Genomic DNA, 24,172 nt, shown 5'->3' with positions numbered 1-24,172 from the left:
CGCATGCGGCGGCCGGTGAACGACCGGTGCCCGGACCCTATCCAGAACAACAACGGTTTCTATGTCACCAGGCATTGTATTTCACGCGGTCGCCGCACTGGCGTACGCGGTGCTGGGCGCGTCCCTGTGGCGGCGGCTGGCGGGCGCGGACGGCATCGAGCACGCGGGCCGGGTGGCGCGCACCTGCCTGCTGGGCGCGCTGCTTTTGCAGGGCATCGCCCTGTACCAGTCCATCCTCGGCCAGGACTACCTGTTCATCGGCTGGGCCCTGGCGCTGTCCGCGGCGATCTGGCTGGGCATGGTGATCTTCTGGCTGGAAAGCCTGTTCGTCCGCATCGATGGACTGCTGCTGTTGCTGCTGCCGGCGGCCGCTTTTGTCTGCGTGCTGGCGGGCGCCTTTCCCCAGGGACAGGTCGTACCGCACGCCAACAATGCATGGTTGCGCGGGCACTTGGTCATCGCCCTGATCGCCTACGGATTGATGACGGTGGCAGCCGTCCAGGCCATGCTGATGGCGCTGCTCGACCGGCACCTGCATCGCCCGCCGGGGCTGGAGAACGGCACCAACCTGATGGGCAAGGTACTGGACGTGCAGCCGGCGCTGCTGATGCAGGAGCGGCTGCTGTTCCGCGTCATTTCGGTGGGCTTCGTGGTGCTGACGCTGACGGTGTGCACGGGCTCGGTCGCCTCGTATATGCTGACGCAGCGGCTGCTGCCGTTCGATCATAAGACGGTGTTTACACTGCTCTCGTGGCTGACCTTTGGCGTGCTGCTGGTGGGACGGTACCGAAAAGGCTGGCGCGGCCGCGTGGCCTTGCGTTGGACATTGTCGGGATTCGCACTGCTGCTGCTGTCCTATACCGGCAGCCGGTTCGTGCTGGAAGTTCTGTTGCATCGAGGCTAAGGTGGGCAAGCTGCTTTTCTGGTTCATCCTCGTGCTGGTGGTGTTGACCATCGCACGTATCGCTGCCCGTGCCGCCACCCGCGCGCAACAGGGAGGCGGCGCGACGCGCCGCACCGGTCGTTCGCAGCGGACCCGCGCGGTGCCCGCCGAACAGATGGTCCGCTGCGCGCACTGCGGCATCCACCTGCCCCGGTCGGAAGCCACGCTGATCGACGGGCGCACATGGTGCAGCCACGAACACGCGCGGCTCGGCGAACGTAATCAATGAGGACAGGATAGCGGATGGCTCTGCAACTCGATCGGCATGGATGGTTGAAACCCGCTCGCGGCGTGACACAGGCGCCCTCGCCCAATTTCGACGCCCGGCCGACGCAGGCGGAGGTCTCGCTGCTGGTCCTGCACAACATCAGCCTGCCGCCCGGCCAGTTCGGCGGCCCCCACGTCCAAGGGCTGTTCCAGAACCAGCTGGACTACGACGCCCATCCCTGGCTGGCACGGCTGCGCGGGCTGCGGGTGTCCGCGCACTTCTTCGTGCGGCGCGATGGGGCCATCGTCCAGTTCGTCGGTACGGACCACCGCGCCTGGCATGCCGGCGTATCCCGCTTCGGTGGCCGTGAGCGTTGCAACGACTTTTCGCTGGGCATCGAGCTGGAAGGCACGGACGACCTGCCTTATACCGACGCCCAGTATGCGGCCCTGGCGCGGCTTACCCCCGCGTTGATGGCCCGCTACCCCCTGCGCGCGGTCCGCGGCCATTCGCATATCGCCCCGGGGCGCAAGACAGATCCGGGGCCGGCGTTCGAATGGATGCGCTTCGGGCATCTTTGCGGGTTTTTGCGGCGCGCCTTGCCCCCGCAATAAGCCAGTCTCGCCCTTCCAAGCTCAGCGTGCCGGGCGGCGTTGCGCCGTCGCGGGCCGCCAGCCCAGTTCGCCCGATATCGCGGCGGCAACTTCCTGGACGATGGGGACCATGTCGCGCATCCTTTCCATGGGCATGTATGGGACCGTACTGGAAACGCTGACCGCCGCGACGATCGTTCGGGAAGCATCCCGTACCGGCGCGGCGACGCAACGAATGGACGGTTCGTTGTCCTCGAGATCGAAGGCGTAGCCCGCGCGCGCATAGTCGCGCATGCGGTCCAGGAAGCGTTCTTCGGGCAGTGTGTTGCCCGCTGCCCGCGGCGAGACCGGCGCGCCGGCGTGCAGCATGGCCAGCCATTCCAGTTCATCGCCATCCAGCAGCAGCGCCTTGCCGACACCGGTGACCGCCAGCGGCATGCGGTGGCCCACGCGCGAGCGCATTTCCAGGCCCTTCTTGCCGGGGATTTTTTCCAGATAGAGGGCATCGGCGCCGTCGCGCACGGCCAGGTGGATGGTGTCGCCACTGGCGCGGGCCAGTTCCTCCAGATGGGGACGCGCGAGCGTCGCCAGGGGAATATCCTCGCGTGCCTGGAAGCCAAGTTCGATCAGCCGCGGCCCCAGCGTATAGCCGTACCCCGGCAACACGCGTAGATAGCGCTCCTGGACCAGGCAACTGGCCAGGCGGTGCGTGGTGCTGCGCGCCACGCCGATGCGCGCGCAGATATCGCGCAGATCGCGCGTCCCCGCCGCGACGGAATGGATGACCGCGAGCCCGCGCGCCAGCGTCTGTGTGCCGGAGGCCGTCGGGGCGGGGGCGGCCGTCATGTCTGTCGTGGTAGCCGTGTCCGTTGTGGCGGGCGCGTCTGCTGTGGCAGCAGTGCTCCTCGTGACCGAGGCGCTGGCCACCACAGGCGTGCCGGGAGCGCTGTTGGTGTGTCGTCGAGCCATATCGTTGTTCTGCACCCTGCGTTACGGCGGAGTCCCGGCCGCGCCCGCGCGCGCCGCGTTCGGCCATCCGATGTTCTGTCGCGCATTTTATCCCTATATATGGGATTTGATTCTACATTTTGAGCAAATCGGCATCGAGGGCTAGAATCCGACGCAGGAGACACCACGAGGACAGGCTCTATGACTGCCGCGACGCCGCACCCAGCGGCCCTCATCGCCCTGGATTGGGGCACATCTTCGCTGCGCGCCTACCGCATGGCCGCCGGCGGCGAGATCCTTGATACGCGCCATTTGCCCTGGGGCATCATGCGCCTGCCGACGCCGCCGGGCGACGGCGCCGCGCCGCCTGCGGCAGCCTCCGGTTTCGAGCTGGCGTTCGAGCAAGCCTGCGGCGACTGGCTGCGCGCCACGCCGGGCCTTCCCGTCATCGCGTGCGGCATGGTCGGCAGCGCCCAAGGCTGGGCGGAGGCCGCGTACCTTGATATCCCGGTGGACCTGCGCGCGATCGGTGCGCGGCTGACCCCCGTGGACACGCGGCGCGGCGCCATCCTGCGCATCATCCCGGGACTGCTGCAGCGGCAGGGACTGCCCAATGTCATACGCGGCGAGGAGACTCAGGTGGTCGGCGCCGTGGACAGCCAGGCGGATGCCGCCGAAGACTTGCTGGTCGGCCTGCCTGGCACCCATTGCAAATGGGTACGAGTGCGCGACGGCCGCATTGTCGAGTTCGATACCTTCATGACGGGCGAGGTCTATGCCGCCCTGCGCGCCCACACCATCCTGGGCCGCACCATGGCCGATGCCGCGTCCGCCGATGACGCCGCCTTCGAGCAGGGCTTGGGTGTCGCCGGCTCCGAGCAGGGTCGAGGCGGCGTACTGTCCACCATCTTCAGCACCCGCGCGCTGGGCCTTACCGGGCAACTCGCGCCCACGGCGCAGCCCGATTACCTGTCCGGCCTGTTGATCGGGCATGAAGTCTGCGCGCTGCGCGCCCTGCTGGACGCGCGCGGCATGCCATCGCGCATTGTCCTGTGCGGCGACGAAGCCTTGTGCCGCCGCTACGCGCGGGCCCTGCCGCGCTTCGGACTGGCCACGCCCGGACTGGCCGCGCAGGCGGCGGAACGCGGCCTGTGGCGCCTGGCCGTATCGGCCGGCCTGGTGTGACGCAACCCTGACGCACGAGGATATCCGTATGCCTTCCGTTTCTTCTCCACTGCGCACCGCGATGGCCGGATGCGGCCTGATCGCCATCCTGCGCGGCATTCGGCCCGACGAGGCCGAAGCCGTCGGCGAGGCCCTGTACGGCGCCGGTTTTCGCATCATCGAAGTCCCGTTGAATTCCCCCGAGCCGCTGACCAGCATCCGCAATCTGCGGCAGGCGCTTCCGCTCGACTGCATGATCGGCGCGGGCACCGTGCTGGATCCGTCGGCCTGCGCGGAGATCGCCAAGGCAGGCGGCGAAATCGTCGTCATGCCTCATGGCGATCCCCAGGTCATCCGCGCCGCCAAGGCGGCCGGGCTGGCGGCCTCCCCGGGCGTAGCCACGCCTACCGAAGCCTACGCCGCGCTTGCAGCCGGTGCGGACGTATTGAAGATGTTCCCCGCCGAACAGCTCGGGCCGGCCGTGCTCAAGGCATGGCGCGCCGTGATTCCCAACGATGTGCCGCTGGTTCCCGTTGGCGGGATCACGCCGCAACGCATCGCTGAATACGCGCAGGCGGGCGCGAGCGGCTTCGGCCTCGGATCGGCCCTGTACAAGCCCGGCATGGACGCCGCCGAAGTGGCCGAACGTGCGCGGGCCTTCGTGGCGGCCTGGCGCGACGCCTATCCCTCCACCGAACCGCAATCATGAAAATCACCAAACTCACCACCTACATCGTCCCGCCGCGCTGGTGCTTCCTGAAGATCGAGACCGACGAGGGTGTCTCCGGTTGGGGCGAACCCGTCGTCGAGGGCCGCGCCCACAGCGTGGCGGCCGCCGTGGAGGAACTGGCGGACTACCTGATCGGCAAGGACCCGCGCAATATCGAAGACCACTGGACCGTGCTGTATCGCGGCGGCTTCTATCGCGGCGGCGCCATTCACATGAGCGCGCTGGCGGGCATCGACCAGGCCTTGTGGGACATCAAGGGCCGCGCGCTCGGCGTGCCGGTATCGCAACTGCTGGGCGGCAATGTGCGCGACCGCATCCGCGTCTATTCCTGGATCGGCGGCGACCGGCCGGCCGATACGGCGGCGGCGGCCAAAGCGGCCGTCGAACGCGGCTTTACCGCCGTCAAGATGAACGGCACGGAAGAACTGCAGTTCATCGACTCGCACGACAAGGTGCGCAAGTGCCTGGAAAACGTCGCCGCGGTACGTGACGCCGTCGGCCCGGACGTCGGCATCGGCGTCGACTTCCACGGGCGCGTGCACAAGCCCATGGCCAAGATCCTTATCAAGGAGCTCGAACCCTACAAGCTGATGTTCATCGAAGAGCCCGTATTGAGCGAGAACCACGAAGCCTTGAAGGAACTGGCGCTGCTGTCGTCCACGCCCATTGCCCTGGGCGAACGGCTGTACTCGCGCTGGGACTTCAAGCGCATCCTGTCCGAGGGCTACGTGGACATCATCCAGCCCGATCCCTCGCACGCCGGCGGCATCACCGAAACCCGCAAGATCGCCGCCATGGCGGAGGCGTACGACGTGGCCCTGGCCCTGCACTGCCCTTTGGGCCCCATCGCGCTGGCGACCTGCCTGCAGATCGATGCCGGCTGCTACAACGCCTTCATCCAGGAACAGAGCCTGGGCATCCACTACAACGCCGCCAACGATCTGCTGGACTATGTCAGCAACCGCGAAGTCTTCGCGTACCAGGACGGGATGGTCGCCATTCCACAAGGCCCGGGCCTGGGCATCGAGGTCAACGAGGACTACGTGAAGGAACGCGCGGCCGTCGGCCACCGCTGGCGCAACCCGATCTGGCGCCACAAGGACGGCAGTTTCGCCGAGTGGTAAGGGCCTGACATCGCCGGGGATCCTGCATAAGCCCCGGCAGCCCTGCCACTCGAGGTTCTTGCGACGATTTCCCCGAACACAGCGCAGCCCACCGCGCCGCGATCGACCCCACGACGATCCGCCTGCGCGCCTGGAGACTGCACAGGAGACAGACCGTGCCCACCGCACACATCGGCGCCGTGCCCGGCGCACATGCCACGCGCAGCCGCTACCTGATCATGGTGATGCTGTTCATCACCGTCGTGATCAATTACCTGGACCGCAGCAATCTCTCCATCGCCGCGCCTGCCCTGAAGGACGAGTTCGGCCTGGACACCGTGCACGAAGGCTTGATCCTGTCGGCCTTCGGCTGGACCTACGCCGCGATGCAGATACCGGGCGGCTGGCTGGTCGACCGCGTCGCGCCGCGTTTTCTCTATGCCATCGCCCTGATCCTGTGGTCGGCCGCGACGCTGTTCATGGGCTTCGCCGGCAGCTTCGTCACCCTGTTCGTCCTGCGCCTGGCCGTGGGTGCGCTCGAAGCGCCGGCCTACCCCATCAACAACCGCGTCGTCACGACCTGGTTCCCCGAACGCGAGCGCGCCACGGCGATCGGCTTCTATACGTCCGGCCAGTTTGTCGGGCTCGCCTTCCTCACGCCCGTGCTGGCCTGGCTGCAACACCACTACGGCTGGCACATGGTCTTCGTCAGCACCGGCCTGATCGGCATTGTGTGGGGCGTGCTGTGGTTCATGATCTACCGCGAACCGCGCCAGTTCCGCGGCGCCAACGAGGCCGAGATCGAACTGATCCGCCAGGGCGGCGGCGTGGTCGACCTGGAGCGCCGGGTCACGGAGAAGAAAACGCCGTTCGCGTGGGCCGACCTGGGCCTGGTCATGTCGCGCCGCAAGCTGTGGGGGGTGTACCTGGGCCAGTTCTGCCTGACCTCCACGCTGTGGTTCTTCCTGACCTGGTTCCCGACTTACCTGGTGAAGTATCGCGGCATGGACTTCATCAAGTCGGGCTTCCTGGCCTCGGTGCCCTTCCTGGCCGCTTTCGTCGGCGTACTGTGCTCCGGCGTGTTGTCGGACTGGCTGATACGGCGCGGCGCGACACTGGGCGTGGCGCGCAAGCTGCCCATCATCCTGGGCCTGCTCATCTCCACGTCCATGATCGGCGCCAACTACACCGACTCGACCGGTTGGGTGATCTTCTTCCTGGCGCTGGCGTTCTTCGGCAACGGCCTGGCGTCGATCACCTGGTCTCTGGTCTCTACGCTGGCGCCCGTGCGGCTGCTGGGGCTTACCGGAGGCGTCTTCAACTTCATCGGCAATTTGTCATCGATCTGCACGCCCATCGTGATCGGCTTTCTGGTGTCGCAGGACAACTTCGCTCCCGCCATCGTCTATGTGGCCTCGCTGGCCCTGCTGGGCGCGCTGTCGTACATCCTGCTGGTAGGCAAGGTGGAGCGGATCGAGGAATAAGGCGCCGGACAAGGCACGGGGCAGTGCGCCGCTCAGGCCGCCTTGCCCCACCATCTCGCCGCGTGCCTGCGTGTATTGCCGCGTATCCACTGCGCCAGGCGTTGCAGGAGCGCGGGCTCGGTCCCTGGGTTCAGTTGTTCGCGCAGTGCGTTCGTGACTTCTTCCAATGCCGCCGGCAGGCGCGCTGCCACATCCTTGCCGACCTGCATCACATAGCGTGGCGCGAAACCGAGTTCGCCAGCCATGGCGGACAAGTGGTCCGCGGTAATGCGGCCGGGCGCCATCTCGCCGCCGATAGAGAACGCGAACCGGCGCGACAGCCCGGTGTACATCGCCGTGCACATCAAGTCGTAAAAAGGCGCCAGGCGGTGAGAACCGTCCGGCGCCTGCAGGATCGACAGGTTCTTCGCATGGCTGTCGTTGTTGCCCACGTACAGGTTGAAGAATATCCACGCCAGGAACCGGCGCAGGTCGCCGGCTTGCAGGCCCGAGCGCCGCAGCAATTCCCGGCATAGCGCCAGCGATGGGCCGCCGTCGGCTTCGTACTTGACGTCCGAAGGCTTGCCGGCCAATTGACATAAATCCAGCTGGTGCAGGCGCAGCAGGCCACCCGTGCCATCGTCCAGGCGGTCATACCTGCGGATCAGGCAGGCGCGCGTATCCGGCTGGTAGACGGCTTGGGCTACCCCCAGTTCCAGGCGAGCCGCCAACTGCATCACCACGGTTTCGTTCAAGGCGGAGGCCCATACGCCCGGCAAACCACGGATGTCCGGCTTGAGGATATGGCTGGAGGGCGCTGCCCCTTCCGGGATGGCCGGATTTCCGTCAGCGCCCACCATGATGAGCAGCTTGTCCTGGGCCCCGGCGAGCGAGATCCGCGCGCCTTCGGTTTCCGCCGCGAAGGCCGGCACCGACCCCTCTCGCAGTTGCGCCGCGATTTCGGCCCATGTCGTCGGGCGATAGCGCGGCGGGGCGGGCTTTTCTCCCTGCGGCATCAGCGTCAGGCCGCCGGCGGTGTCGCCCCCCACACTGCGCAGCAGGCCGAACACCGTGGTCGCGTGACGGCTCACCGACAGAAAGCGCCGGATATTGCCTTCCGGGAGCAGGTTCTCGAAATAGGCGACGACTCGATCGTCCGCGTGGTCTTCGGATTGCAGGGGCAGGTGCGCGCTCAACGGCGCGGCGCCGGGCAGCTTCAGCCAGGAGGGATCGTAGCGAAACCGCAGCGGACGTTCGTCGAACAGGCGTCCGACCAGCCGTCCACCGTCGTAGACATCCAGGACATCCGCCGTGGACATCAGAAGCTCCCACGCTTGCGGCGTACGACGACTTCAAGCCCCAGCAAGTCCAGCATATCCAGCACTTTCTGCAATTGCAGGGTGGGCTTGCCGCGCTCCAGGTCCACCACGAAGCGGTTGCCCGTATTGCCCAGCCCAGCCAGATCGGCCTGCATCAAGGCCTGGTCGCGGCGCGTCTGGCGCACCAGTTCGCCCAACTGCTGGGCCGTACGAACGGGGGTGCCGGAAAGCGGCGGGGTAGCCGGGGTATCGTCGGACATGGTCGCTCCGCGTTTATTACCGAACGGTAATTTTATGCGGCCATGCCGGGTATGTCGAGAAGAAAATTACCGAGCGGTAACTCCAATGTCGATCCTCGGCGGAATTCGACGCCAAGTTACCGCTCGGTAAGACGGGATTAAAGGGGCGGTACCCCACCCCGCCGCATCAGGCTTTGAGCAATAGCGCGTTCATCCGCTTCACGAAGGAGGCGGGATCGGCCAACTGGGCACCTTCGGCCAACATCGCCTGGTCCAGCAGCAGTTGCGCCCAGTCGCCGAAGTCCGCATCGGCGGCGTCACGCACGCGCGCCACCAGGGCATGTTCCGGATTGATCTCCAGCGTGGGCTTCACGTTGGGCGCTTCCTGTCCCGCCGCCTTCAGCATGCGCAGCAGGTTCGGGCTGAGTTCGTTCTGGCCGACCACGATGCAGGCGGGCGAATCGACCAGCCGCAAGGTCACGCGCACGTCCGCCACCTTGTCGCCGAGCGTGGTCTTCAGGCGTTCCACCAGCGGCTTGAAGGATTCCTGCACATCGGCCTGGCGCTTCTTTTCTTCCTCGTCCGCCAGCGCGTCCAGATCCAGGCCGCCCTTGGCCACGGAAACCAGCGACTTGCCGTCGAACTCGCGCAGATAGGACAACATCCATTCATCGACGCGGTCGGACAGCAGCAGCACCTCGATGCCCTTCTTGCGGAAGATCTCCAGGTGCGGGCTGTTCTTCGCGGCGGCATAGCTATCGGCCGTCACGTAGTAGATCTTGTCCTGCCCTTCCTTCATCCGGGACACATAGTCGGCGAAAGACACCGTCTGCGCGCCATCCTCGTTGTGCGTGGACGCGAAGCGAAGCAGCTTGGCGATGCGTTCCAGGTTGGCGGCATCCTCGCCCGTGCCTTCCTTCAGCACCGTGCCGAACTCGTCCCAGAACAGCGCGTAATCGTCCTTGCGGTTCTCGGCCAGGTCCTCCAGCAGCGACAGGATCCGTTTGGCCGACCCCTCGCGGATGGCGCGGACATCGCGGCTTTCCTGCAGGATCTCGCGGGAGACATTCAGCGGCAGATCGGCCGAATCGATCACCCCCCGCACGAAGCGCAGGTACGTCGGCAGCAACTGTTCCGCATCATCCATGATGAACACGCGCTTGACGTACAGCTTCACGCCGCGCCGCGCATCGCGGTCCCACAGGTCCATCGGCGCATGCTTGGGCACATACAGCAACTGCGTGTACTCGCTGCGGCCTTCCACGCGATTGTGCGTCCACGCCAGCGGATCGTCGTAGTCGTGCGCCACATGCTTGTAGAACTCGCGATACTGCTCGTCGGTGATATCCCCCTTGGCCCGCGTCCACAGCGCGTTGGCCTGGTTCACCGTCTCCAGCTCGTCCTTCTTGACCTGCTCGCCCTTCTCCGCGTCCCACTCTTCCTTCGCCATGCGGATAGGCAGGGAGATATGGTCGGAGTAGCGCCGCAGGATCTCGCGCAGCTTCCAGCCGCTGAGCAGGTCGTCCTCGTCGGCGCGCAGATGCAGCGTCACATCCGTGCCGCGGCCGGCCTTCTCGGTCTGGGCAATCGTGAACTCGCCCTGTCCGTCCGATTCCCAGCGGATCGCCTGGTCGGCCGGGGCGCCCGCGCGGCGGCTGACGACCGTGACTTTGTCAGCGACGATGAACGACGAATAGAACCCCACGCCGAACTGGCCGATCAGCTGGGCATCTTTCTGCTTGTCGCCGGTCAACTTGGAAAAGAACTCCCGGGTGCCGGAACGGGCGATCGTGCCCAAGTTGGACACCGCCTCTTCCCGGGACAGGCCAATGCCGTTGTCGGAAATCGTGATGGTGCGGGCCGCCTTGTCGTAATCCACCCGGATGCCCAGTTCGGCATCGCCTTCCATCAGCGCGGGGCTATCGATCGCCTCGAAGCGCAGCTTGTCGCAGGCGTCGGAAGCGTTCGAAACCAGCTCGCGCAGGAAAATTTCCTTGTTGCTGTACAGGGAGTGGATCATGAGGTGCAGCAACTGCTTGACCTCTGCCTGGAAGCCCAGGGTCTCCGATGCGGATTGGGATGCGGTTTCGCTCATGGTGTCGAAATCTTCGTGTCTGGTTGGTCGGAAGGTGAACGCCAGGGCGGGCGACCGGCACGCCGGTCGGCCTGCACCCCACACGGCGAGGCGACGCAGCCGGCTCGCCCGCGTGTTGGCGTGGCGAGCTCAGTATGGGGCCAGGAGCCGGGTTTTCAAGTGGGCTATAATTGCGAGCTTTCCGCCACGCAGCGCCACCAGGCGCCTGCGCACGACCTGCCCGGGTGGTGAAATTGGTAGACGCAGGGGACTCAAAATCCCCCGCCGCAAGGCGTGCCGGTTCGATTCCGGCCCCGGGCACCAAAACTCTCAATTCCTTGAATTATTGGGAGTTTTCAGCAAGGCAACGCTCATCAACTGTGATGCGGCGTGCGAACTGCGCCACGGCAGTTTTCCGCAATTTTTCCGTAAGCAGGTCTCGAGACTTTATACCTGTCGCCTCATCGAACCTTCCCCCGTAAGTACGAGCGAGCCTCCAGCCAAACTGGCACTGGTGCCCTCTATCGCTGATGGGTTTCTAACGGCGATGCGCCCCGTCCGTCCACTCAGCGCACCGGAGTGGATACACAAGTGTGTATCCAATGCGGTAAACTCGACAAATGACGACCAAAGAAGTGGGCATTCGTATTCGTGTTGAAAAAGAACTCAGGGACGAGTTCCAATCTGCCTGCCTGTCGGAGAATCGGCGCGCATCGGAAGTGCTCCGCGAATTCATGCGCATCTATGCACGCCATCGGATGGGAGGCCTACAAGGAGGCCTTTTCCCGTCCGGCGACCATCACGCTCCGAAGGAGTCCAATGAATAAGCGCAAGGGTGCAGAGGCACCCAAGAAATACAACGTAATCTCGCTGTTTTCCGGAGCCATGGGACTCGACATCGGGCTCGACCTTACCGGTCGATTCCAGTTACTAGCATGCGTCGAGAAAGTGCCATCGTTTTGCGAAACGATTCGTGCGAATCGCTCAGAGGGGCGGCTCCCTGCCGACCTAAAGGTGTTCGAGGGCGACATCTCTGACCTCGACCCCGCCGAAGTTCTGTCTGCCTGCGGGCTCAAACCAGGGGAGTTGGACGTACTGGTTGGGGGACCGCCCTGCCAAGCATTCAGTACGGCAGGGCGCAGAATGGCCACGCAGGACCCACGCGGTACGCTCTTGTGGCAATACCTCCGTTTTGTGGAGTACATGCAGCCAAAGTTCTTTCTGATGGAGAACGTGAGGGGGCTGCTATCTGCCGCACTAAAACATCGGCCAATTGCAGAGCGCCCCGAACGCGGCGGACCACCGCTTGCATCGGATGAACTGCCGGGCTCCGTTGTTCGGCTGTTTGCCGAAGACATGCAGAATTTGGCCAGTGTTGGGGGCTTCGGCTATCACATGGATTGCTTCGAGGTAAATGCCGTCAACTACGGCGCGCCTCAACTGCGCGAGCGCGCACTATTCATCGGGAATCGCTACAACGTCGTTGTTGATTTCCCCGACCCAACACACGGCCCCAATCACTCGATTCCCGCTCAGACATCCCTTCTTGAAGAAGCTGGCTCACTTAAGCCATGGAGTACGCTCCGGGATGCCATCGGTAGAATAAGTGACCCGGGCGAGGTGATTATGGACTTTAGCCCGCGCAAGAAGTCCTTTCTAGCCCGGATTCCTCAGGGTTCGAATTGGCGCAGCCTGCCGGTAGAACTCCAGCAGGAGTCAATGGGGTCCGCGTGGCATGCGAAGGGCGGCAGGTCTGGCTGGTGGCGCCGACTGAGCTATGACCTTCCATGTCCCACGCTTGTCACAATGCCGAACCACGCTAGCACTGCGCTTTGCCATCCAACAGAAGTGCGCGCCCTTTCGCTGAAGGAGTATGCACATATTCAAGAATTTCCCACAGACTGGGTTTTCAAAGGAACCGCTAGTCAGCAATACGCGCAGGTCGGCAATGCGGTGCCGGTGCGCCTTGGAACAGTAGCCGGAAACGTTATTGCAAAGGAATTGGATGCCCTTGCCGAGCGAAATTGGGTCGCAAGCGCAACCAAACCACAAGAGTACAGAGTAGTCTACGTACAATCGCATGTCCGCACTCGCCAGTGGTTCAAAGGCGGTAAGACTTATGTTTGGGAAGACGGAGAGGCCAATGCGTCGGCAACCTATGAAGCACCGCAGACTCTACGAAAAGTAAGCACAATAGGGTAAAAATGGCAACAGCGACAAGAAGAAGAAATGCAGTCCCAAACACACTCTCCGGGTTTCTTAAGTCACGGACGCATCATTTCAATCCGGAAGAAATTGTTAGGCTCTTCGGGGCGGTAACCGAGGAACGAGTAGACTGCCTCGCCGATGCGCTTGCGGCATACATCGGCACGAACTTACCAGCTGCATTTGAACGTCGAGATGGCCTGTCGGACTACCGTACGAACCCGTATGTGCTAATGACGTCCGCAAGCGTCATGAGATTAGATGACCCACAAGCCTTCGGGGCTTTCCTATTCAATAGCAAGTTATATATGGCGTTGGAGACGTCATTTGGCAAACAGATTGAGGCGGCCTTTGTTAGCCAGTACCCAATAGGCTCAGTTAACAAATGGATTGAGGCGCCGGAGAAGCGCGCAGAGTTTGCCGCTCTCGAGGGACTCAGTCGAGAGGAAAAGGCGCAGCAGCGACTCAATTCCGTGTGGCGCGAGATTGATAAATCCGTAGTTGTGGGCAACCGCCGATATCTTACGTCGATAAAAAGCGGCCCCAACACAATCAATGACACGCAAGTTCAGGGTATGACCCGAGCCATCATTGACAATTATCGCGCTTGGGTGCAACAGACAAGGGTTACATATCCGGAGGTCACTGGCATTGATGTTGTTCTAGGTTTGACATATGGAACAGACCGGACAACAAACAACAAAGAGAACCAGATTCTTGTCAAGCTCTTGCAGAACGGCTTCGAAGAAGCCGACCGAGCGAACGAGCCGGGAGTTTTAATCGACTCGGAAACTCGGTCCGTTCGTGTTTATCGGTGCATCGGCATGGATTTTTGGTCTTTCATTGGCAAACCAGACAATCGCCCAGCTGCGAACTTTGTTTTCTTAGAGGTTTTGCTTGCTCTGGCCAAAGCACTAGGACGAGGCGTCGAGAATGCGGACATCGAGACTCGGATTAACCTCAAGTTGCAACAGCTTGCCCTAGCTCTTTCTAAGTTAATGTTCCCTCGGCAAAGCCTACCCGCGTGGGTCAGAGATGACTTCTCTGAAGGTCAGCTATTCTGGTTCGCCACGGCTATAACGGCCTTCTACGACGAAGGAATTTGATGGCTTCCTGGAAGTAGGGAAAGAGCTGACGGTTTCTATGTTATGCCGGGTGTATCGCTGGTTGCTTTGCTGTAGGCGTGGCAGTCTACGCCGGAAGTCGAATTACCCGAAGCCCAAGACACGACACCCTTCACGACATCAGCTCAGCTAGTGCTTACAACAACGCCCGCCTCGCGCGGGCGTTGTTGTTCATGGTCGCGGAAGCCGTGTATTGACCCAGCGAAACCTGCTCAGGTTAAGCGGCTAATGCAAACGCCTCAGCCGGTGTCTTCATTCCAAGCGCTTGGTGCGGGCGCCGATGGTTGTAAAAGCGTATCCAGTCACCAATCACACGGCTGGCGTGCTGGATGGTCTCAAAGCGGTGGCGATGTACACATTGCTCCTTGAGCGTGCGGATTACCCGTTCGACCATACCGTTCTGCTGAGGGCAATGCGGCGTGATGAACTCCTGGCGCAAGCCGTAGCTGCGTACGAGCGCGGTGTAGCAGCGCGAGGTGAAGACCAGTCCGTTGTCCGATCGGAGCAAGAACGGCGTCGGCACGCGACCTAGCGTTCCGAAGCGGGCGATCAGGGCATGTTCCAGGGCGCTGCCCGCGGTGCATGCCTTGCCACTTCGCGACAGATGCCAGCCAAGTAACTCGCGCGTATGGCAATCGATCACCAGTGCGAGCGTCGCCCAGCCGTCCCGACCGGCCCACACTCGGCACAAATCCGTGGACCAGCGCTCGTTGGGCATTGTCGCCACCGATGGCAGGGCCTGGATGCGTGGCCTGAAGCCGATCGGCCGCTTGCGGACCTGCCAGCCCATTAACTGGAACACACGTTGTACGGTGTTCTTGTTGAACCCTAATAGGTGCGCAACCGTCCGGTAGCCAAACGACGGCGACTCCTCGATCATCGCCTTGATCGGCGCAGCGAATTTGGGATCGATCTTCGGCGCCGACTTAACCGGCTTGTAGTACACCGTGCGGCGCGGCACCTCGAACCAGCGGCACAGCTTGGCGATCGAGACGGTAATGCCGTCGGCTTGTAGTCCCTGGCGGATCATCTCGATCACTTCTCGTCCTCGCCCAGCAGGGACTGCAATTTTTTTCTGGCACGCAGCTCCAACATCGCCTCGCCGTACGCTTCTTGAAGATCCTTCAGCTGACGCTCGTATTGCTCTCGGACATCCTGCGGATTGGCCCTCAGGGCGTTTTCCATGCCGCGCTTGCCGTCATCGACCCATTGCTCGATCTCCGAGGGCGACAGATCGTACGTCCTGCTGGCTTCGGCAACCGTCGTTTTACCCTGAATAATGTCCAGCACCAGGGCGCTCTTGCGCTTGGCGGTCCAACGCTTGCTGTCGTCTTCCATCTTCGTGCTCATCGTCAACTTCCTCAATTATGACGTGAGCAGGTTTTCACTGGGTCAATGCAGCCACGCCGTCAGTCCCGACATCGCCACGCTCGCGGCCACTGTGAAATCGACATCACCCGGCAGCGGCGCGAGATTACGCGCCTCGACGGCGACGTATTCGGCGAGGGTACCGTCGCGATACCAATCCGAGAGGCCGAAGACCCGCTGCCCGACGGACAGGCCCGTCGTGCCATATCCAAGGGCAGTGACCACTCCAGCCAGCTCATGCCCGGGGATCGACGGGGTTCGGTCGCGCTCGAGCCGATCGGTCCAGGTCGGTGGCCACGTCAGCTCATCCCCGGTGAACCCGGACGCATAGACCTGAACGACGACATCGTTTATTGCTGCCTGCGGCCGGGGCCGCTCGGCCAGTTTCATCCCGGCCGTACCCGCGGCCTGGGTCGTCACTATGATTGCCTTCATGGAAATTTCCTCCATTGAGCCGGCCCGGATGGGCCGGGCCACGGTCACTCACGGCTTTGGCACGTTGAGGCGCTGGCTTTGTATAGATGCCAGGAGAAGCGAAAGCGAGGCAGCCAGGAGAACAAGGTCTTTCAGGAGGAACTGGCCGGGCATGGCTGAAATGGCCGGAAATCCCCCCGCCGTTGCCTCGGCTACGCCCGGAGTGGTCAAGAAAAAGGTGAGTGTGATCGCATAGGTCGCAGCCGACATCGCCGCGCCCAATGCCGAGAAGAAAGGCCGGAACGCGCCGAGAATCAGAGCCGCGGCGGTGGACAATTCAAGTACGCCTATAACGTAGCTTGCCCCTTGAACGCCGAACAAGGCATTCAACCAGCCCATGAAAGGGCTGTTGACGATGAACGGAGCGATGCCGCCGGCTTCGTAGGCGGTGAACTTCATCCCGCCGAACCAAAGAAAAATGACGACCAAAGCCCATCTGAGCAAAGCCAGGTGAGAAAGCGAACCCACGCTCTTTTCAGCGACTTGTGGACGAAAGTGATTTGCAGGAGTTGTCATTCCAGGGGTTCCGTTCGGGTTGTTCGTTGGCGATAGAAAGCGTCTACTCTAGGCCCGCCCGATACCGATTTCGAGACTAGCTTTGCTCAACAAACTGCCAGAAAGGATCAAACCAGCAAGACCGGAGCTTCATCCACTGACGGACGTGCGTATCCCGGGCGCGCTCCCGGACCGGCACTGAGCCCGATAGTCGGAAGGTTGAATGCCGTAGACATCATGGAATGCCTTCAGAAAACTGCTTCGGCTGCTGTATCCGACCGAGCGCGCGATCCTATCGACCGATAGTTCGTCGGTGATCAGCATCGACGCGGCTTGGCGCATGCGCAGCCTTCTGAGGACGGTCATCGGGGGCATGCCGATAACTTGCGTGAACCGCGCCATAAAAGACGATCTGCTCAAGCAAGCGATGCGGGCGAGGCTGTTGGCGGAGTGCGGCGCGCCGGGATGCGCCGCCATATGGGAGAAGGCGCGGGCGATATTGACGTCTCCCAATAGCGAGAAGCGCTCCACCCATAGATCGATGGAGGTCAATGAGCGTCTTAGCAACGCGATCAACACTACCTTGAGCAGGGTCGTCGTCATGGCACCCGTACCCACTTCCTGGTCGATGAGCTCCTGAAGGGCCAAGCGCAGTGTGCGGTCAATGTGGTGCGTGCTATCGAACTGTTCGACGATAGGGGCTTGCAACGTCGAGAACAAATTCACGGTCGCGCCATAGGACGCCTGGAAATAGCCGCAGATCAACATCAGGTGCGGGCCGTCTTCGCCGGCGACAAAGCGCCGGATCGCACCCGGCGGGAATGGCTTCCAGCGGCCCTCCACCTCCTGATACACCCCGCTTTCAGGATCCTCCGGCGGCACCGCGATATGGAAATACTGATTCGGCGGCGTGATGACAAGCGTGTGAGGTGAAAGCTCGATGGCCGGATGTCCCTCCAGCACCATGCGTCCCCGCCCGGACAGGTTGTAATGTATGCCGGGTGCGGATGTACCTCCCAGGTTTATGCGCCAACCGGGACTTACCAGGCATTCGGTCAGCCGCACAAAATCCACGGTCAGCGTGGATAGCAGGCCGTCGAGATCGGCGGCGGACATCCGCGTTATTGGCATGACTCGATGTTCAGGCGACCCATCCTCGTTCATAGAACCCCCATCGAAGTTGGAGCCATTCTCCTCGCGTTGTTTCAACGGTCGCAATCAAGTCGATGCGGCAGGGGGAACATTTTCGATAGCGATTGCGCAGACACGTGTCCTGCTTCGTGCAGTATGAGCGTGGCTGCGAACCGCCCGTATCGCCGACGCGGCCTTAACGGCCCGATTAAACTCCTTTTCCCGACAGACGTAACTACGCTGACGACAGCGGCTAGGCGGTTACCACCAGGCCGCGCTGCACAGCCGGACGCGCCAGGCCACGATCGAGCCATATCCGCACCTGACGAAAGCGGTCGAAGCCGACGAGCTCGCGTGCTTCGTAAAAGCCGATCAGGTTGCGCACCCAGCCGAGCAGCGAAATGTCTGCGATGCTGTAGTCCGCACCCATCACCCAGTCTCGGTCGGCGAGGCGTGCGTCGAGCACACCCAGCAGCCGCGCTGATTCGGCCGCGTAGCGTTGCAACGGACGCTTGTCCTCATAGGCCTTGCCAGCGAATTTATTGAAGAAGCCGACCTGGCCGAACATCGGCCCGACACCGCCCATCTGCCACATCAGCCACTGTATCGTTTCATATCGCGTGCCGGGATCGGTGGAAAGGAGTTGCCCGGTCTTGTCGGCGAGATAGATCAGGATCGCTCCCGATTCGAACAGCGCCAGTGGCCGACCCCTCGGCCCGTGCGGATCGTAGATAGCCGGGATTTTTCCATTGGGGTTCAGCGCGAGGAAGGCCGGATCGTGGTTCTCGTTCGCCATGATGTCGACGCGGTGTGGCTCATAGGCCAGCTCCGTCTCCTCGAGCATGATTCCGACCTTCACTCCGTTGGGCGTCGGCGCGGAATAGAGTTGCAACCGATCAGGATATTGAATCGGCCAACGCGTGAAAATTGGATGATCGACTGTCATTGTTTTACTCCTAGCCTTCCAGGCTTGTACGGAACGAGCTTTAGACGGACTCGATGCCGATATCGAGACTGGATCAGCTCAATAGAATGCCAACAAGAATCAAACAACAGGGCGATCCGCACACCTAAACCACGTATTACTCGCCGTCGCGCGCGAGGCGCCGCCATTTCCCTGGCGTCATACCCATCCTGTCGGTGAACACGCGTCGAAAAGCCGCCACGGATCGATACCCCACTGAGTCGGCAACGACCTCGGTGGTCACCGCCGGCCTCTTCAGCTCGTTCGCGGCCAGGCTCATCCGGATATCGGTCAGCAGTTCGTTGGCCGAATGCCCGAGCTTTTGTTGAAAGTGCCGCATAAAGGTGGCGCGCGACATGCTGCACAAGTCGGCCAGTTCAGGGAGGCTCCAGGGGTGCGCCGGATTCGAGAACATGGCCGAAATGGCCGGGCCCAGTCGCGGATGGCCGGCAAGGGCCAGCAAGCCCGCGGGCGCTCGGTCGGATTCGCTTGCCGCGCGCAGTGCCAGTGTGAACAGCGCCGATGTAAGCGCATTGAGAATGGCGTATCGGCCCGGCTTGTCGCCGGCGAGCTCAGTGCGCATCAGCCCTACGAGACTGGACAGGTGCCTCGTGGCGCACACGGCACCTTCTTCACCACGGCCGTCCATGGACCGCACCACCAGAACCGTCGGTAGATAGTGACGAATCAGCCGATCATGCGGCGGCCTTATGAAGAATCGACCGCACAGCATGTCCAGGTGCTCGCCCTGGCCGTCATTTTCGCTAATCGTCCATCCTTCAGAACTTTGTCGATTGCAGGTACGACCCGGCGCATGTCCGCCGCCATCGTGCAGAACGTGCGCAGACCCGTGAGGCAACAGCACGATATCGCCGCCCGCCAGCTCTCTGGCCGTACCGGTCTCCGGATCCGCAATAGTCGCCCGGCCCTTCAGCACGACGTGGTAAGGAATCTCATGCGCCGCGGACCGATCCCGGCCGACGCGCCATGGCGCACCGTAGACACATCGGGCCTCCGGCTGGCTGGTAACGGTGATCATTTGCAGGAGATGGCTCAGCCAGTCGAACTGCGGCATGGAAGACAAGCACGCGCTCATCGGCCGGCACTCTGTCCACCATCGACGTGCAGAATCTCTCCGGTGACGAACGGTGCGGAGTCAAGAAAGAGAATCGCCTGGGCAATATCGATTGTTTCGCCCATGCGTCCGATAGGCTGGAATGCCGCCAGTGCCTCGTGATGTTCAGGTGCATGCATCGGCGTCTTTATATTCCCCGGCGCGACGGCGTTCACGCGAATTCCCTTCTTCGCGTACTCGATCGCCAGTGATTTCGTCGCGGCGTTCAGGCCGCCCTTCGTCATGGCCGCCAAGGCCGAATGGATCCCACTGATTGCAACCTGGTCTATGCTCGTCGTGACAGTGACCACGTGACCACTTGAATGTTTCTCCATCTCTGCGATCGCCAGTCGCGTGATGTGATAGAAACCTGCCATGTTCACATTCATCACGGCCGCATAGTCTTCATCGGTATGCTCGGTGAAAGGCTTTCCGATGTAGATGCCCGCGTTGTTCACCAGCGTATCGATACGGCCAAATCGCGCCACGCCCTCGGACATGACGCGCCGGGCGGTTGCCGGATCGCCGATGTCGCCGGCGATGCTTAGGATGTTGGCGTCGCCTGAAGGCTTGATTGACCGCGAGGTGGCGACGACGCAGTAGCCCAGCTTCCGGAATTCCCTTACGACCGTGGCGCCGATGCCTTGGGATGCACCGGTCACCACAACGACCTTCTGTGGTTTGATCAACCTTCACTCCTGGAAATATTCTTCCGGTTTTGCACGGCTCTTCGGCCCATACGAAAAGCCCGGGTGCGTCCCCAAGACGCTCTCCTGGGTGCCTCCGGGCTTTGGCATTGCGCTGGCATCGGTCCGCATCGCTTCTACGCCGTATAGGGGCGCCCCAAGCGGAAGGCGTTCAGATCGAGCCTGCCGGCGCAACCGCCGGGAAGTCCTTCTCCGGATCGAACACGTTATTGAAGAAGTTGGTCAGGGAATACATGGCTACCAGCGCAACGATCTCCATGACGTTTGCATCCGTGTAGCCGGCATCACGGACAGCCTTCAGATCAGCGTCATCGACTTGACCGCGGGTTTCGATGACTTTGCGCGCAAACTGAAGGGCGGCGTCGCGCTTCGGATCGGTCGCATGGCCCTTGCGCGCCAGGACGACTTCATCGGCCGGCAGCTTGGCCATGTGTTCGGCTGTGAAGCTGTGCACCGTCAGGCAATAGTTGCAGCCGTTCACTTCAGAGACAGCCAGTCCGATGCTGTCGCGGGTCTTCACGTCGAGCGCCTTGCTCAACGAGCCGAGCAGCGTCGCCCATGCGTTGAACGCGATCGGGCTCTGCGCGAACGTCGCCATCATATTCGGGGTAAATCCGATGTTCTTGGTGAACCCATCGAGCGTCGGCTTGGAATCCGCCGGCACTTGTTCGGGCTTCAGAGCTGTGGTTCTTGCCATCGTAGTGTTCCTTAAGCTACTGGTTTACAAGCACTCAAATGAAACCCAGCATGAGGCTGAGCATCACCGGTTCAATCTCGTCGATAAGCGAAACGCAGATTTCCGCAGCGCATGCTTGGTCGATAAAGGCAGTGCCTTCGATAGGCAGGTAATGAACTGAAGTAAGGCCGATGCAGCCGAGCGCCGCGGAAAGATAGGGCGTGAGGAAGTCCGGCTGGTTGGCCCGATCGCCGGTAAACATCCCACCCGAAGCGATCCCGACAAACACGGGTCGGTCCTGCAGCATCCCCACCTTGCCGGACGGTGTCGACTTCATCGTGCGGCCGACACGGAGAATCTGATCGATCCACGCCTTCAATACGGAAGGGATCGTGAAATTGTTCATCGGCGTGCCGATGACGATGACGTCGGCGCTCTCGACCTCGTCGATGAGTTGCTCCGCAAGAACCAGCGCGCTGCTGGACCGGCCCGCCGCCGCCAGCGACGCGGGCGACGCCAGGACGGCTGCATAGTCGGGCCCCATATGGGGTATGGGGTGATACCCCAGATCCCGACGGCTGACATCTGCATCGGGCAGGATCACAAGCAGCTTTTCGACGATTGCCGCTGACAGCCGGCGACTGTGCGAATCCGGTCGCGGACTGCAGTCGATATGAAGAATATTCATGCGCCTGCTCGAGAGGCTTGACACAGCCAAGGACGGCATTACGCACGTGTTCCGTCTTCGAAGCAGCAGGTCTGGCTGCTGCAGCGTCCGCGATTCACTGGCTTGGCCAATAATTAGACGAGGTCCAATACATCAGCCACCGGCAGTCGCGGCTTCGGCGCCCAATTTCCCGGACGTTCCGCGCCGACAGCCAACAGCATGACGGGCACCTCTTCCTCTCCCAGTCCGAACTCGCGATGCACTGCGTCGGCATCGAAACCGATCATCGGCGTCGAGCCCAGCCCCAGCGAACGCGCCGCGTAGATTATCGCCGCCGCCCCGAAGGTGGCGGTGCGTATGGCCTCGTCGCGCCGGCGCTGCGGATACGCCATATACAGATCGCGCGCCGGGATTTCCCATTCCGGCACCATCGCCGCCGGCATGACGCCCGCTTCCACCAGCGGCGCCAGGCGCGCCGGTATTACGCTGGTGTCGACCAGTTGCCCACAGACGATGAAGGTAACCGCTGCGTCGGTTACCGCGGGCTGATTCCACGCGATCGGGCCGAGCCGGGACTTGGCTTCACGTGAGCGGACGGCGATGAAGCGCCAGTTCTGCAGGTGAAAGGATGTCGGCGCGCTCGTGCCGATTCGCACCAACTCGGTGATCTGGTCGTCGCTCAGCGTGGCGGCACGGTCGTAGTATTTGGTGGCGCTGCGGCTCAGGATGGTTTTGATGACGGGATTGCTCATGGTCGCTTCGGTCATGCTTGTTCCTATGGGCGAGAGGACTGGGGCGAATTCTGTACCGGGGCAGCATCGAATAGAAGAACCAAGATTGCTCGATTTCGTGTGTACTAAGAATGGTGACTGGCGATTGCCGGCACGGCCGCGAGGAACGAATCGTGCGTGACCCGGAAAGCCGGATCACTTTTCCCAGCCGGAAACCATTCCGCTATTGATATCGGTCGATGATCTCGAACAATCGACGGCAGGATTTGGCCACGTGCGATGCCGGCGCCGTGGCGACCCCGAGCAGAAGACCAGGCGAGGTCCAGGATGGACACGAGAACCACGCCGACAATGGCGAAGGCGCCATGCCGTGGGTCATCGCTTCCCGAACGATCTCGACGTCGGACGCGCCTTCCGGAAGCTTGAGAAGCACTGCCAGCCCTGCCCCAAGCCACTGTGCGTCGCGCATTTGCAGCTCCTGGCACAGGGCATCACGCTGCGCGCGATATAAACGCTTGAGCCGACGCACACGGCGGATATAGTGGCCATCACGCATGAACCGGGCCATGTCGATCTGAAGCAATGGCGACGGCGCGGGTGCGAGTGTCGCGACCACCTCGGAGAATGCGTTGGTGAGCTTCGGAGGCGCTACGACAAATCCAAGTCGCAGCGCCGGACTGACGGTCTTGCTGAACGAGCCTATGTGGATAACGCGGTTGCCCTCGTCCAGGGAGGCCAGCGCCGGTGTCGCCCTGCCGTCGAGTTGCAGTTCGCTGAGGTAGTCGTCTTCGATAATCCACGCCTCGCTCGCGACAGCCCATTCCAGCAACTGAAGCCGTCGCCTCAAAGACAGCGTGCGGCCCAGGGGCGCTTGTTGACCAGGCGTCACAACGGCTAACGCGGCGTCCCCGGCGTTATCGATTCCATACCCTACGTTGATCCCTTCGGAATCGACAGGTACCGCCACGATATTCAAGCGCGCCAGCTCCAGGCCTTTCCGGGTGACCCTGAAGCCGGGTTCTTCCATCCAGACCTTCTTGCCGCACAGGCCGAGCACCTGCAGTGCAAGGCCTAGACCAGAAACGTATCCTGACGTGATGAACACCTGCTCCGGATAGCAGTGGAGGTTCCTGGCGATGGCGAGATAAGCCGCGATCTCGCGGCGCAGCTCGAACTCGCCTCTAGGGTCCGGGTAGAGAAGTGACGATATACAGCCGACCTTCAACAGGTTGGAAGAACGAGCCCGTGCAAAGAGCTTTTCCGGCAGCGCTTCAAACGCCGGAATGCCGAGCTGAAAGATAGCGGGTCCGGCGTTCATCTCCTGATAGGCCCTCATGAACTCGCCGACCCGCGGCGTTTCGCATTGGGCCGCCACGGTGCGAAGCCTGGGGGCCACGCGCGTGCCCCCGGCCCGGAATGTCTCGATCACCTGGGCATCGGATAACCGTTCGTAGGCCGTTTGGACCGTGCCGCGTGCCACACCAAGATGCGAGGCAAGCGCCTGCCATGAAGGCAATCGCGTACCGGGGGCGAGCAGGCCGGACTCTATTGCCCTGCTGATACTTACCCGGATTTGTTCTGACAGGGACAGCTTCGCGCCGCGGTCGAGCTGAATGTGCAGGTCCGCGCCGCGCGCGTAGGTTGCCTTGTTCACGGCGGCAACCTAGCGGCGCGCTCCGGATCGGTTGCTTCGGCCGACGGGTCGCACACGACCATGGCCGGCCCGGCCGCA

27 protein-coding genes and 1 tRNA gene are annotated in these 24,172 nt (G+C 62.4%); 12 read left to right on the top strand and 16 right to left on the bottom strand.

Going from position 1 to position 24,172, the window contains the following annotated elements; all coding sequences use genetic code 11:
• Positions 1-61 precede the first annotated feature (61 nt).
• The 3 genes from BAU07_RS02150 to ampD are packed head-to-tail and all read left to right on the top strand — an operon-like array spanning position 62 to position 1,765.
• Entirely contained in the window at positions 62-904 is an 843-nt protein-coding gene (locus BAU07_RS02150) for a cytochrome C assembly family protein (RefSeq protein WP_066653462.1), read from the top strand.
• A gap of 1 nt (position 905) precedes the next feature.
• Positions 906-1,172, top strand: coding sequence for a PP0621 family protein (locus BAU07_RS02145; protein WP_066653459.1), 267 nt, complete (start codon positions 906-908; stop codon positions 1,170-1,172).
• A gap of 14 nt (positions 1,173-1,186) precedes the next feature.
• Positions 1,187-1,765, top strand: a complete 579-nt coding sequence (gene ampD, locus BAU07_RS02140) for a 1,6-anhydro-N-acetylmuramyl-L-alanine amidase AmpD (protein WP_066653456.1) — start codon at positions 1,187-1,189, stop codon at positions 1,763-1,765.
• Between the two features lie 21 nt (positions 1,766-1,786).
• Here ampD and BAU07_RS02135 read toward each other — a convergent pair whose 3' ends face one another.
• Positions 1,787-2,590 (bottom strand): IclR family transcriptional regulator, encoded by an 804-nt coding sequence (locus BAU07_RS02135; RefSeq protein ID WP_066653453.1) that lies wholly within the window; start codon positions 2,588-2,590, stop codon positions 1,787-1,789.
• Between BAU07_RS02135 and BAU07_RS27455 the strand changes: the two genes are divergently transcribed.
• The 5 genes from BAU07_RS27455 to BAU07_RS02110 all read left to right on the top strand — a co-directional run bounded on the left by BAU07_RS27455 (position 2,589) and on the right by BAU07_RS02110 (position 7,173).
• Complete coding sequence (locus BAU07_RS27455; protein WP_157121933.1) at positions 2,589-2,858, top strand: hypothetical protein; 270 nt, start codon at positions 2,589-2,591, stop codon at positions 2,856-2,858. The genes BAU07_RS02135 and BAU07_RS27455 overlap by 2 nt on opposite strands.
• Before the next feature lie 35 nt (positions 2,859-2,893).
• Positions 2,894-3,877 (top strand): 2-dehydro-3-deoxygalactonokinase, encoded by a 984-nt coding sequence (locus BAU07_RS02125; protein ID WP_066653448.1) that lies wholly within the window; start codon positions 2,894-2,896, stop codon positions 3,875-3,877.
• 28 nt (positions 3,878-3,905) lie between these two features.
• Positions 3,906-4,565, top strand: a complete 660-nt coding sequence (locus tag BAU07_RS02120; protein WP_066653445.1) for a 2-dehydro-3-deoxy-6-phosphogalactonate aldolase — start codon at positions 3,906-3,908, stop codon at positions 4,563-4,565.
• Positions 4,562-5,710 (top strand): galactonate dehydratase, encoded by a 1,149-nt coding sequence (gene dgoD, locus BAU07_RS02115; protein ID WP_066653443.1) that lies wholly within the window; start codon positions 4,562-4,564, stop codon positions 5,708-5,710. The genes BAU07_RS02120 and dgoD overlap by 4 nt, the downstream gene beginning before the upstream one ends.
• Positions 5,711-5,865: 155 nt before the next feature.
• Entirely contained in the window at positions 5,866-7,173 is a 1,308-nt protein-coding gene (locus BAU07_RS02110) for an MFS transporter (protein WP_066653441.1), read from the top strand.
• Positions 7,174-7,205: 32 nt separating this feature from the next.
• On the opposite strand, the gene BAU07_RS02105 is transcribed toward BAU07_RS02110, so the two are convergent.
• The 3 genes from BAU07_RS02105 to htpG form a co-directional block, all read right to left on the bottom strand.
• On the bottom strand, positions 7,206-8,471 hold the full coding sequence (locus BAU07_RS02105; RefSeq protein ID WP_066653439.1) for a type II toxin-antitoxin system HipA family toxin: 1,266 nt from the start codon (positions 8,469-8,471) through the stop codon (positions 7,206-7,208).
• Positions 8,471-8,731 carry a helix-turn-helix domain-containing protein gene (locus tag BAU07_RS02100; RefSeq protein ID WP_066653434.1) on the bottom strand — a complete coding sequence of 87 codons (261 nt, stop codon included), beginning with the start codon at positions 8,729-8,731 and terminating at the stop codon, positions 8,471-8,473. Before BAU07_RS02100 ends, BAU07_RS02105 begins: the two co-directional genes overlap by 1 nt.
• 166 nt (positions 8,732-8,897) lie before the next feature.
• Positions 8,898-10,805, bottom strand: a complete 1,908-nt coding sequence (gene htpG, locus BAU07_RS02095; RefSeq protein WP_066653432.1) for a molecular chaperone HtpG — start codon at positions 10,803-10,805, stop codon at positions 8,898-8,900.
• A 218-nt stretch (positions 10,806-11,023) separates the two neighbouring features.
• Between htpG and BAU07_RS02090 the strand changes: the two genes are divergently transcribed.
• The 4 genes from BAU07_RS02090 to BAU07_RS02080 all read left to right on the top strand — a co-directional run bounded on the left by BAU07_RS02090 (position 11,024) and on the right by BAU07_RS02080 (position 14,095).
• Positions 11,024-11,108 (top strand) — tRNA-Leu (locus BAU07_RS02090).
• Positions 11,109-11,404: 296 nt separating this feature from the next.
• On the top strand, positions 11,405-11,611 hold the full coding sequence (locus BAU07_RS02085; RefSeq protein WP_066653428.1) for a hypothetical protein: 207 nt from the start codon (positions 11,405-11,407) through the stop codon (positions 11,609-11,611).
• Positions 11,604-12,986 (top strand): DNA cytosine methyltransferase, encoded by a 1,383-nt coding sequence (locus BAU07_RS26635; protein WP_084025122.1) that lies wholly within the window; start codon positions 11,604-11,606, stop codon positions 12,984-12,986. Before BAU07_RS02085 ends, BAU07_RS26635 begins: the two co-directional genes overlap by 8 nt.
• 2 nt (positions 12,987-12,988) lie before the next feature.
• The gene (locus BAU07_RS02080; protein WP_084025119.1) at positions 12,989-14,095 is read left to right on the top strand and encodes a PmeII family type II restriction endonuclease; all 1,107 of its coding nucleotides are present in this window, start codon (positions 12,989-12,991) and stop codon (positions 14,093-14,095) included.
• A 235-nt stretch (positions 14,096-14,330) separates the two neighbouring features.
• Here the strand turns inward: BAU07_RS02080 and BAU07_RS02075 are convergent, their stop codons facing one another.
• The 12 genes from BAU07_RS02075 to pdxR form a co-directional block, all read right to left on the bottom strand.
• On the bottom strand, positions 14,331-15,143 hold the full coding sequence (locus BAU07_RS02075) for an IS3 family transposase (protein WP_157122462.1): 813 nt from the start codon (positions 15,141-15,143) through the stop codon (positions 14,331-14,333).
• A gap of 5 nt (positions 15,144-15,148) precedes the next feature.
• The gene (locus BAU07_RS02070) at positions 15,149-15,463 is read right to left on the bottom strand and encodes a DUF1153 domain-containing protein (RefSeq protein WP_066653421.1); all 315 of its coding nucleotides are present in this window, start codon (positions 15,461-15,463) and stop codon (positions 15,149-15,151) included.
• A 42-nt stretch (positions 15,464-15,505) separates the two neighbouring features.
• A complete protein-coding gene (locus BAU07_RS02065; RefSeq protein ID WP_232338233.1) occupies positions 15,506-15,916 on the bottom strand; it encodes an alcohol dehydrogenase catalytic domain-containing protein in 411 nt (136 codons plus the stop codon).
• A 48-nt stretch (positions 15,917-15,964) separates the two neighbouring features.
• Positions 15,965-16,471: a YkgB family protein gene (locus tag BAU07_RS02060; protein WP_066653418.1), complete on the bottom strand. Its 507-nt coding sequence runs from the start codon at positions 16,469-16,471 to the stop codon at positions 15,965-15,967.
• A gap of 129 nt (positions 16,472-16,600) precedes the next feature.
• Positions 16,601-17,566: an AraC family transcriptional regulator gene (locus BAU07_RS02055; protein ID WP_232338232.1), complete on the bottom strand. Its 966-nt coding sequence runs from the start codon at positions 17,564-17,566 to the stop codon at positions 16,601-16,603.
• A gap of 268 nt (positions 17,567-17,834) precedes the next feature.
• Positions 17,835-18,527, bottom strand: a complete 693-nt coding sequence (locus BAU07_RS02050) for a glutathione S-transferase N-terminal domain-containing protein (protein WP_066653416.1) — start codon at positions 18,525-18,527, stop codon at positions 17,835-17,837.
• Positions 18,528-18,663: 136 nt separating this feature from the next.
• Positions 18,664-19,620: an AraC family transcriptional regulator gene (locus tag BAU07_RS02045; protein ID WP_066653415.1), complete on the bottom strand. Its 957-nt coding sequence runs from the start codon at positions 19,618-19,620 to the stop codon at positions 18,664-18,666.
• Positions 19,621-19,637: 17 nt separating this feature from the next.
• The gene (locus BAU07_RS02040) at positions 19,638-20,348 is read right to left on the bottom strand and encodes an SDR family NAD(P)-dependent oxidoreductase (RefSeq protein WP_066653412.1); all 711 of its coding nucleotides are present in this window, start codon (positions 20,346-20,348) and stop codon (positions 19,638-19,640) included.
• 169 nt (positions 20,349-20,517) lie between these two features.
• Positions 20,518-21,063: a carboxymuconolactone decarboxylase family protein gene (locus BAU07_RS02035; RefSeq protein WP_066653409.1), complete on the bottom strand. Its 546-nt coding sequence runs from the start codon at positions 21,061-21,063 to the stop codon at positions 20,518-20,520.
• 34 nt (positions 21,064-21,097) lie between these two features.
• A complete protein-coding gene (locus BAU07_RS02030) occupies positions 21,098-21,730 on the bottom strand; it encodes an FMN-dependent NADH-azoreductase (RefSeq protein WP_066653404.1) in 633 nt (210 codons plus the stop codon).
• 113 nt (positions 21,731-21,843) lie between these two features.
• Positions 21,844-22,461, bottom strand: coding sequence for a nitroreductase family protein (locus tag BAU07_RS02025; RefSeq protein WP_157122461.1), 618 nt, complete (start codon positions 22,459-22,461; stop codon positions 21,844-21,846).
• 202 nt (positions 22,462-22,663) lie between these two features.
• Positions 22,664-24,094 carry a MocR-like pyridoxine biosynthesis transcription factor PdxR gene (gene pdxR / locus BAU07_RS02020; RefSeq protein ID WP_066653395.1) on the bottom strand — a complete coding sequence of 477 codons (1,431 nt, stop codon included), beginning with the start codon at positions 24,092-24,094 and terminating at the stop codon, positions 22,664-22,666.
• Positions 24,095-24,172: the final 78 nt, after the last annotated feature.

The organism is Bordetella flabilis, assembly GCF_001676725.1.
GTDB lineage: Bacteria > Pseudomonadota > Gammaproteobacteria > Burkholderiales > Burkholderiaceae_B > Bordetella_C > Bordetella_C flabilis.
The sequence above is the reverse complement of the archived record's forward strand: the minus strand, read 5'-3'. Positions and strand labels throughout refer to the sequence as shown.

Excerpts from the sequence above, each read along its gene's own strand:
- BAU07_RS02150 (WP_066653462.1), top strand. The coding sequence starts at position 62 with ATGTCACCAGGCATTGTATTTCACGCGGTCGCCGCACTGGCGTACGCG.
- ampD (WP_066653456.1), top strand. The coding sequence starts at position 1,187 with ATGGCTCTGCAACTCGATCGGCATGGATGGTTGAAACCCGCTCGCGGC.
- BAU07_RS27455 (WP_157121933.1), top strand. The coding sequence starts at position 2,589 with ATGTCTGTCGTGGTAGCCGTGTCCGTTGTGGCGGGCGCGTCTGCTGTG.
- BAU07_RS02135 (WP_066653453.1), bottom strand. The coding sequence starts at position 2,590 with ATGACGGCCGCCCCCGCCCCGACGGCCTCCGGCACACAGACGCTGGCG.
- BAU07_RS02125 (WP_066653448.1), top strand. The coding sequence starts at position 2,894 with ATGACTGCCGCGACGCCGCACCCAGCGGCCCTCATCGCCCTGGATTGG.
- BAU07_RS02120 (WP_066653445.1), top strand. The coding sequence starts at position 3,906 with ATGCCTTCCGTTTCTTCTCCACTGCGCACCGCGATGGCCGGATGCGGC.
- dgoD (WP_066653443.1), top strand. The coding sequence starts at position 4,562 with ATGAAAATCACCAAACTCACCACCTACATCGTCCCGCCGCGCTGGTGC.
- BAU07_RS02105 (WP_066653439.1), bottom strand. The coding sequence starts at position 8,471 with ATGTCCACGGCGGATGTCCTGGATGTCTACGACGGTGGACGGCTGGTC.
- BAU07_RS02100 (WP_066653434.1), bottom strand. The coding sequence starts at position 8,731 with ATGTCCGACGATACCCCGGCTACCCCGCCGCTTTCCGGCACCCCCGTT.
- htpG (WP_066653432.1), bottom strand. The coding sequence starts at position 10,805 with ATGAGCGAAACCGCATCCCAATCCGCATCGGAGACCCTGGGCTTCCAG.
- BAU07_RS02085 (WP_066653428.1), top strand. The coding sequence starts at position 11,405 with ATGACGACCAAAGAAGTGGGCATTCGTATTCGTGTTGAAAAAGAACTC.
- BAU07_RS26635 (WP_084025122.1), top strand. The coding sequence starts at position 11,604 with ATGAATAAGCGCAAGGGTGCAGAGGCACCCAAGAAATACAACGTAATC.
- BAU07_RS02080 (WP_084025119.1), top strand. The coding sequence starts at position 12,989 with ATGGCAACAGCGACAAGAAGAAGAAATGCAGTCCCAAACACACTCTCC.
- BAU07_RS02075 (WP_157122462.1), bottom strand. The coding sequence starts at position 15,143 with ATGATCCGCCAGGGACTACAAGCCGACGGCATTACCGTCTCGATCGCC.
- BAU07_RS02070 (WP_066653421.1), bottom strand. The coding sequence starts at position 15,463 with ATGAGCACGAAGATGGAAGACGACAGCAAGCGTTGGACCGCCAAGCGC.
- BAU07_RS02065 (WP_232338233.1), bottom strand. The coding sequence starts at position 15,916 with ATGAAGGCAATCATAGTGACGACCCAGGCCGCGGGTACGGCCGGGATG.
- BAU07_RS02060 (WP_066653418.1), bottom strand. The coding sequence starts at position 16,471 with ATGACAACTCCTGCAAATCACTTTCGTCCACAAGTCGCTGAAAAGAGC.
- BAU07_RS02055 (WP_232338232.1), bottom strand. The coding sequence starts at position 17,566 with ATGTCCGCCGCCGATCTCGACGGCCTGCTATCCACGCTGACCGTGGAT.
- BAU07_RS02050 (WP_066653416.1), bottom strand. The coding sequence starts at position 18,527 with ATGACAGTCGATCATCCAATTTTCACGCGTTGGCCGATTCAATATCCT.
- BAU07_RS02045 (WP_066653415.1), bottom strand. The coding sequence starts at position 19,620 with ATGCCGCAGTTCGACTGGCTGAGCCATCTCCTGCAAATGATCACCGTT.
- BAU07_RS02035 (WP_066653409.1), bottom strand. The coding sequence starts at position 21,063 with ATGGCAAGAACCACAGCTCTGAAGCCCGAACAAGTGCCGGCGGATTCC.
- BAU07_RS02030 (WP_066653404.1), bottom strand. The coding sequence starts at position 21,730 with ATGAATATTCTTCATATCGACTGCAGTCCGCGACCGGATTCGCACAGT.
- BAU07_RS02025 (WP_157122461.1), bottom strand. The coding sequence starts at position 22,461 with ATGAGCAATCCCGTCATCAAAACCATCCTGAGCCGCAGCGCCACCAAA.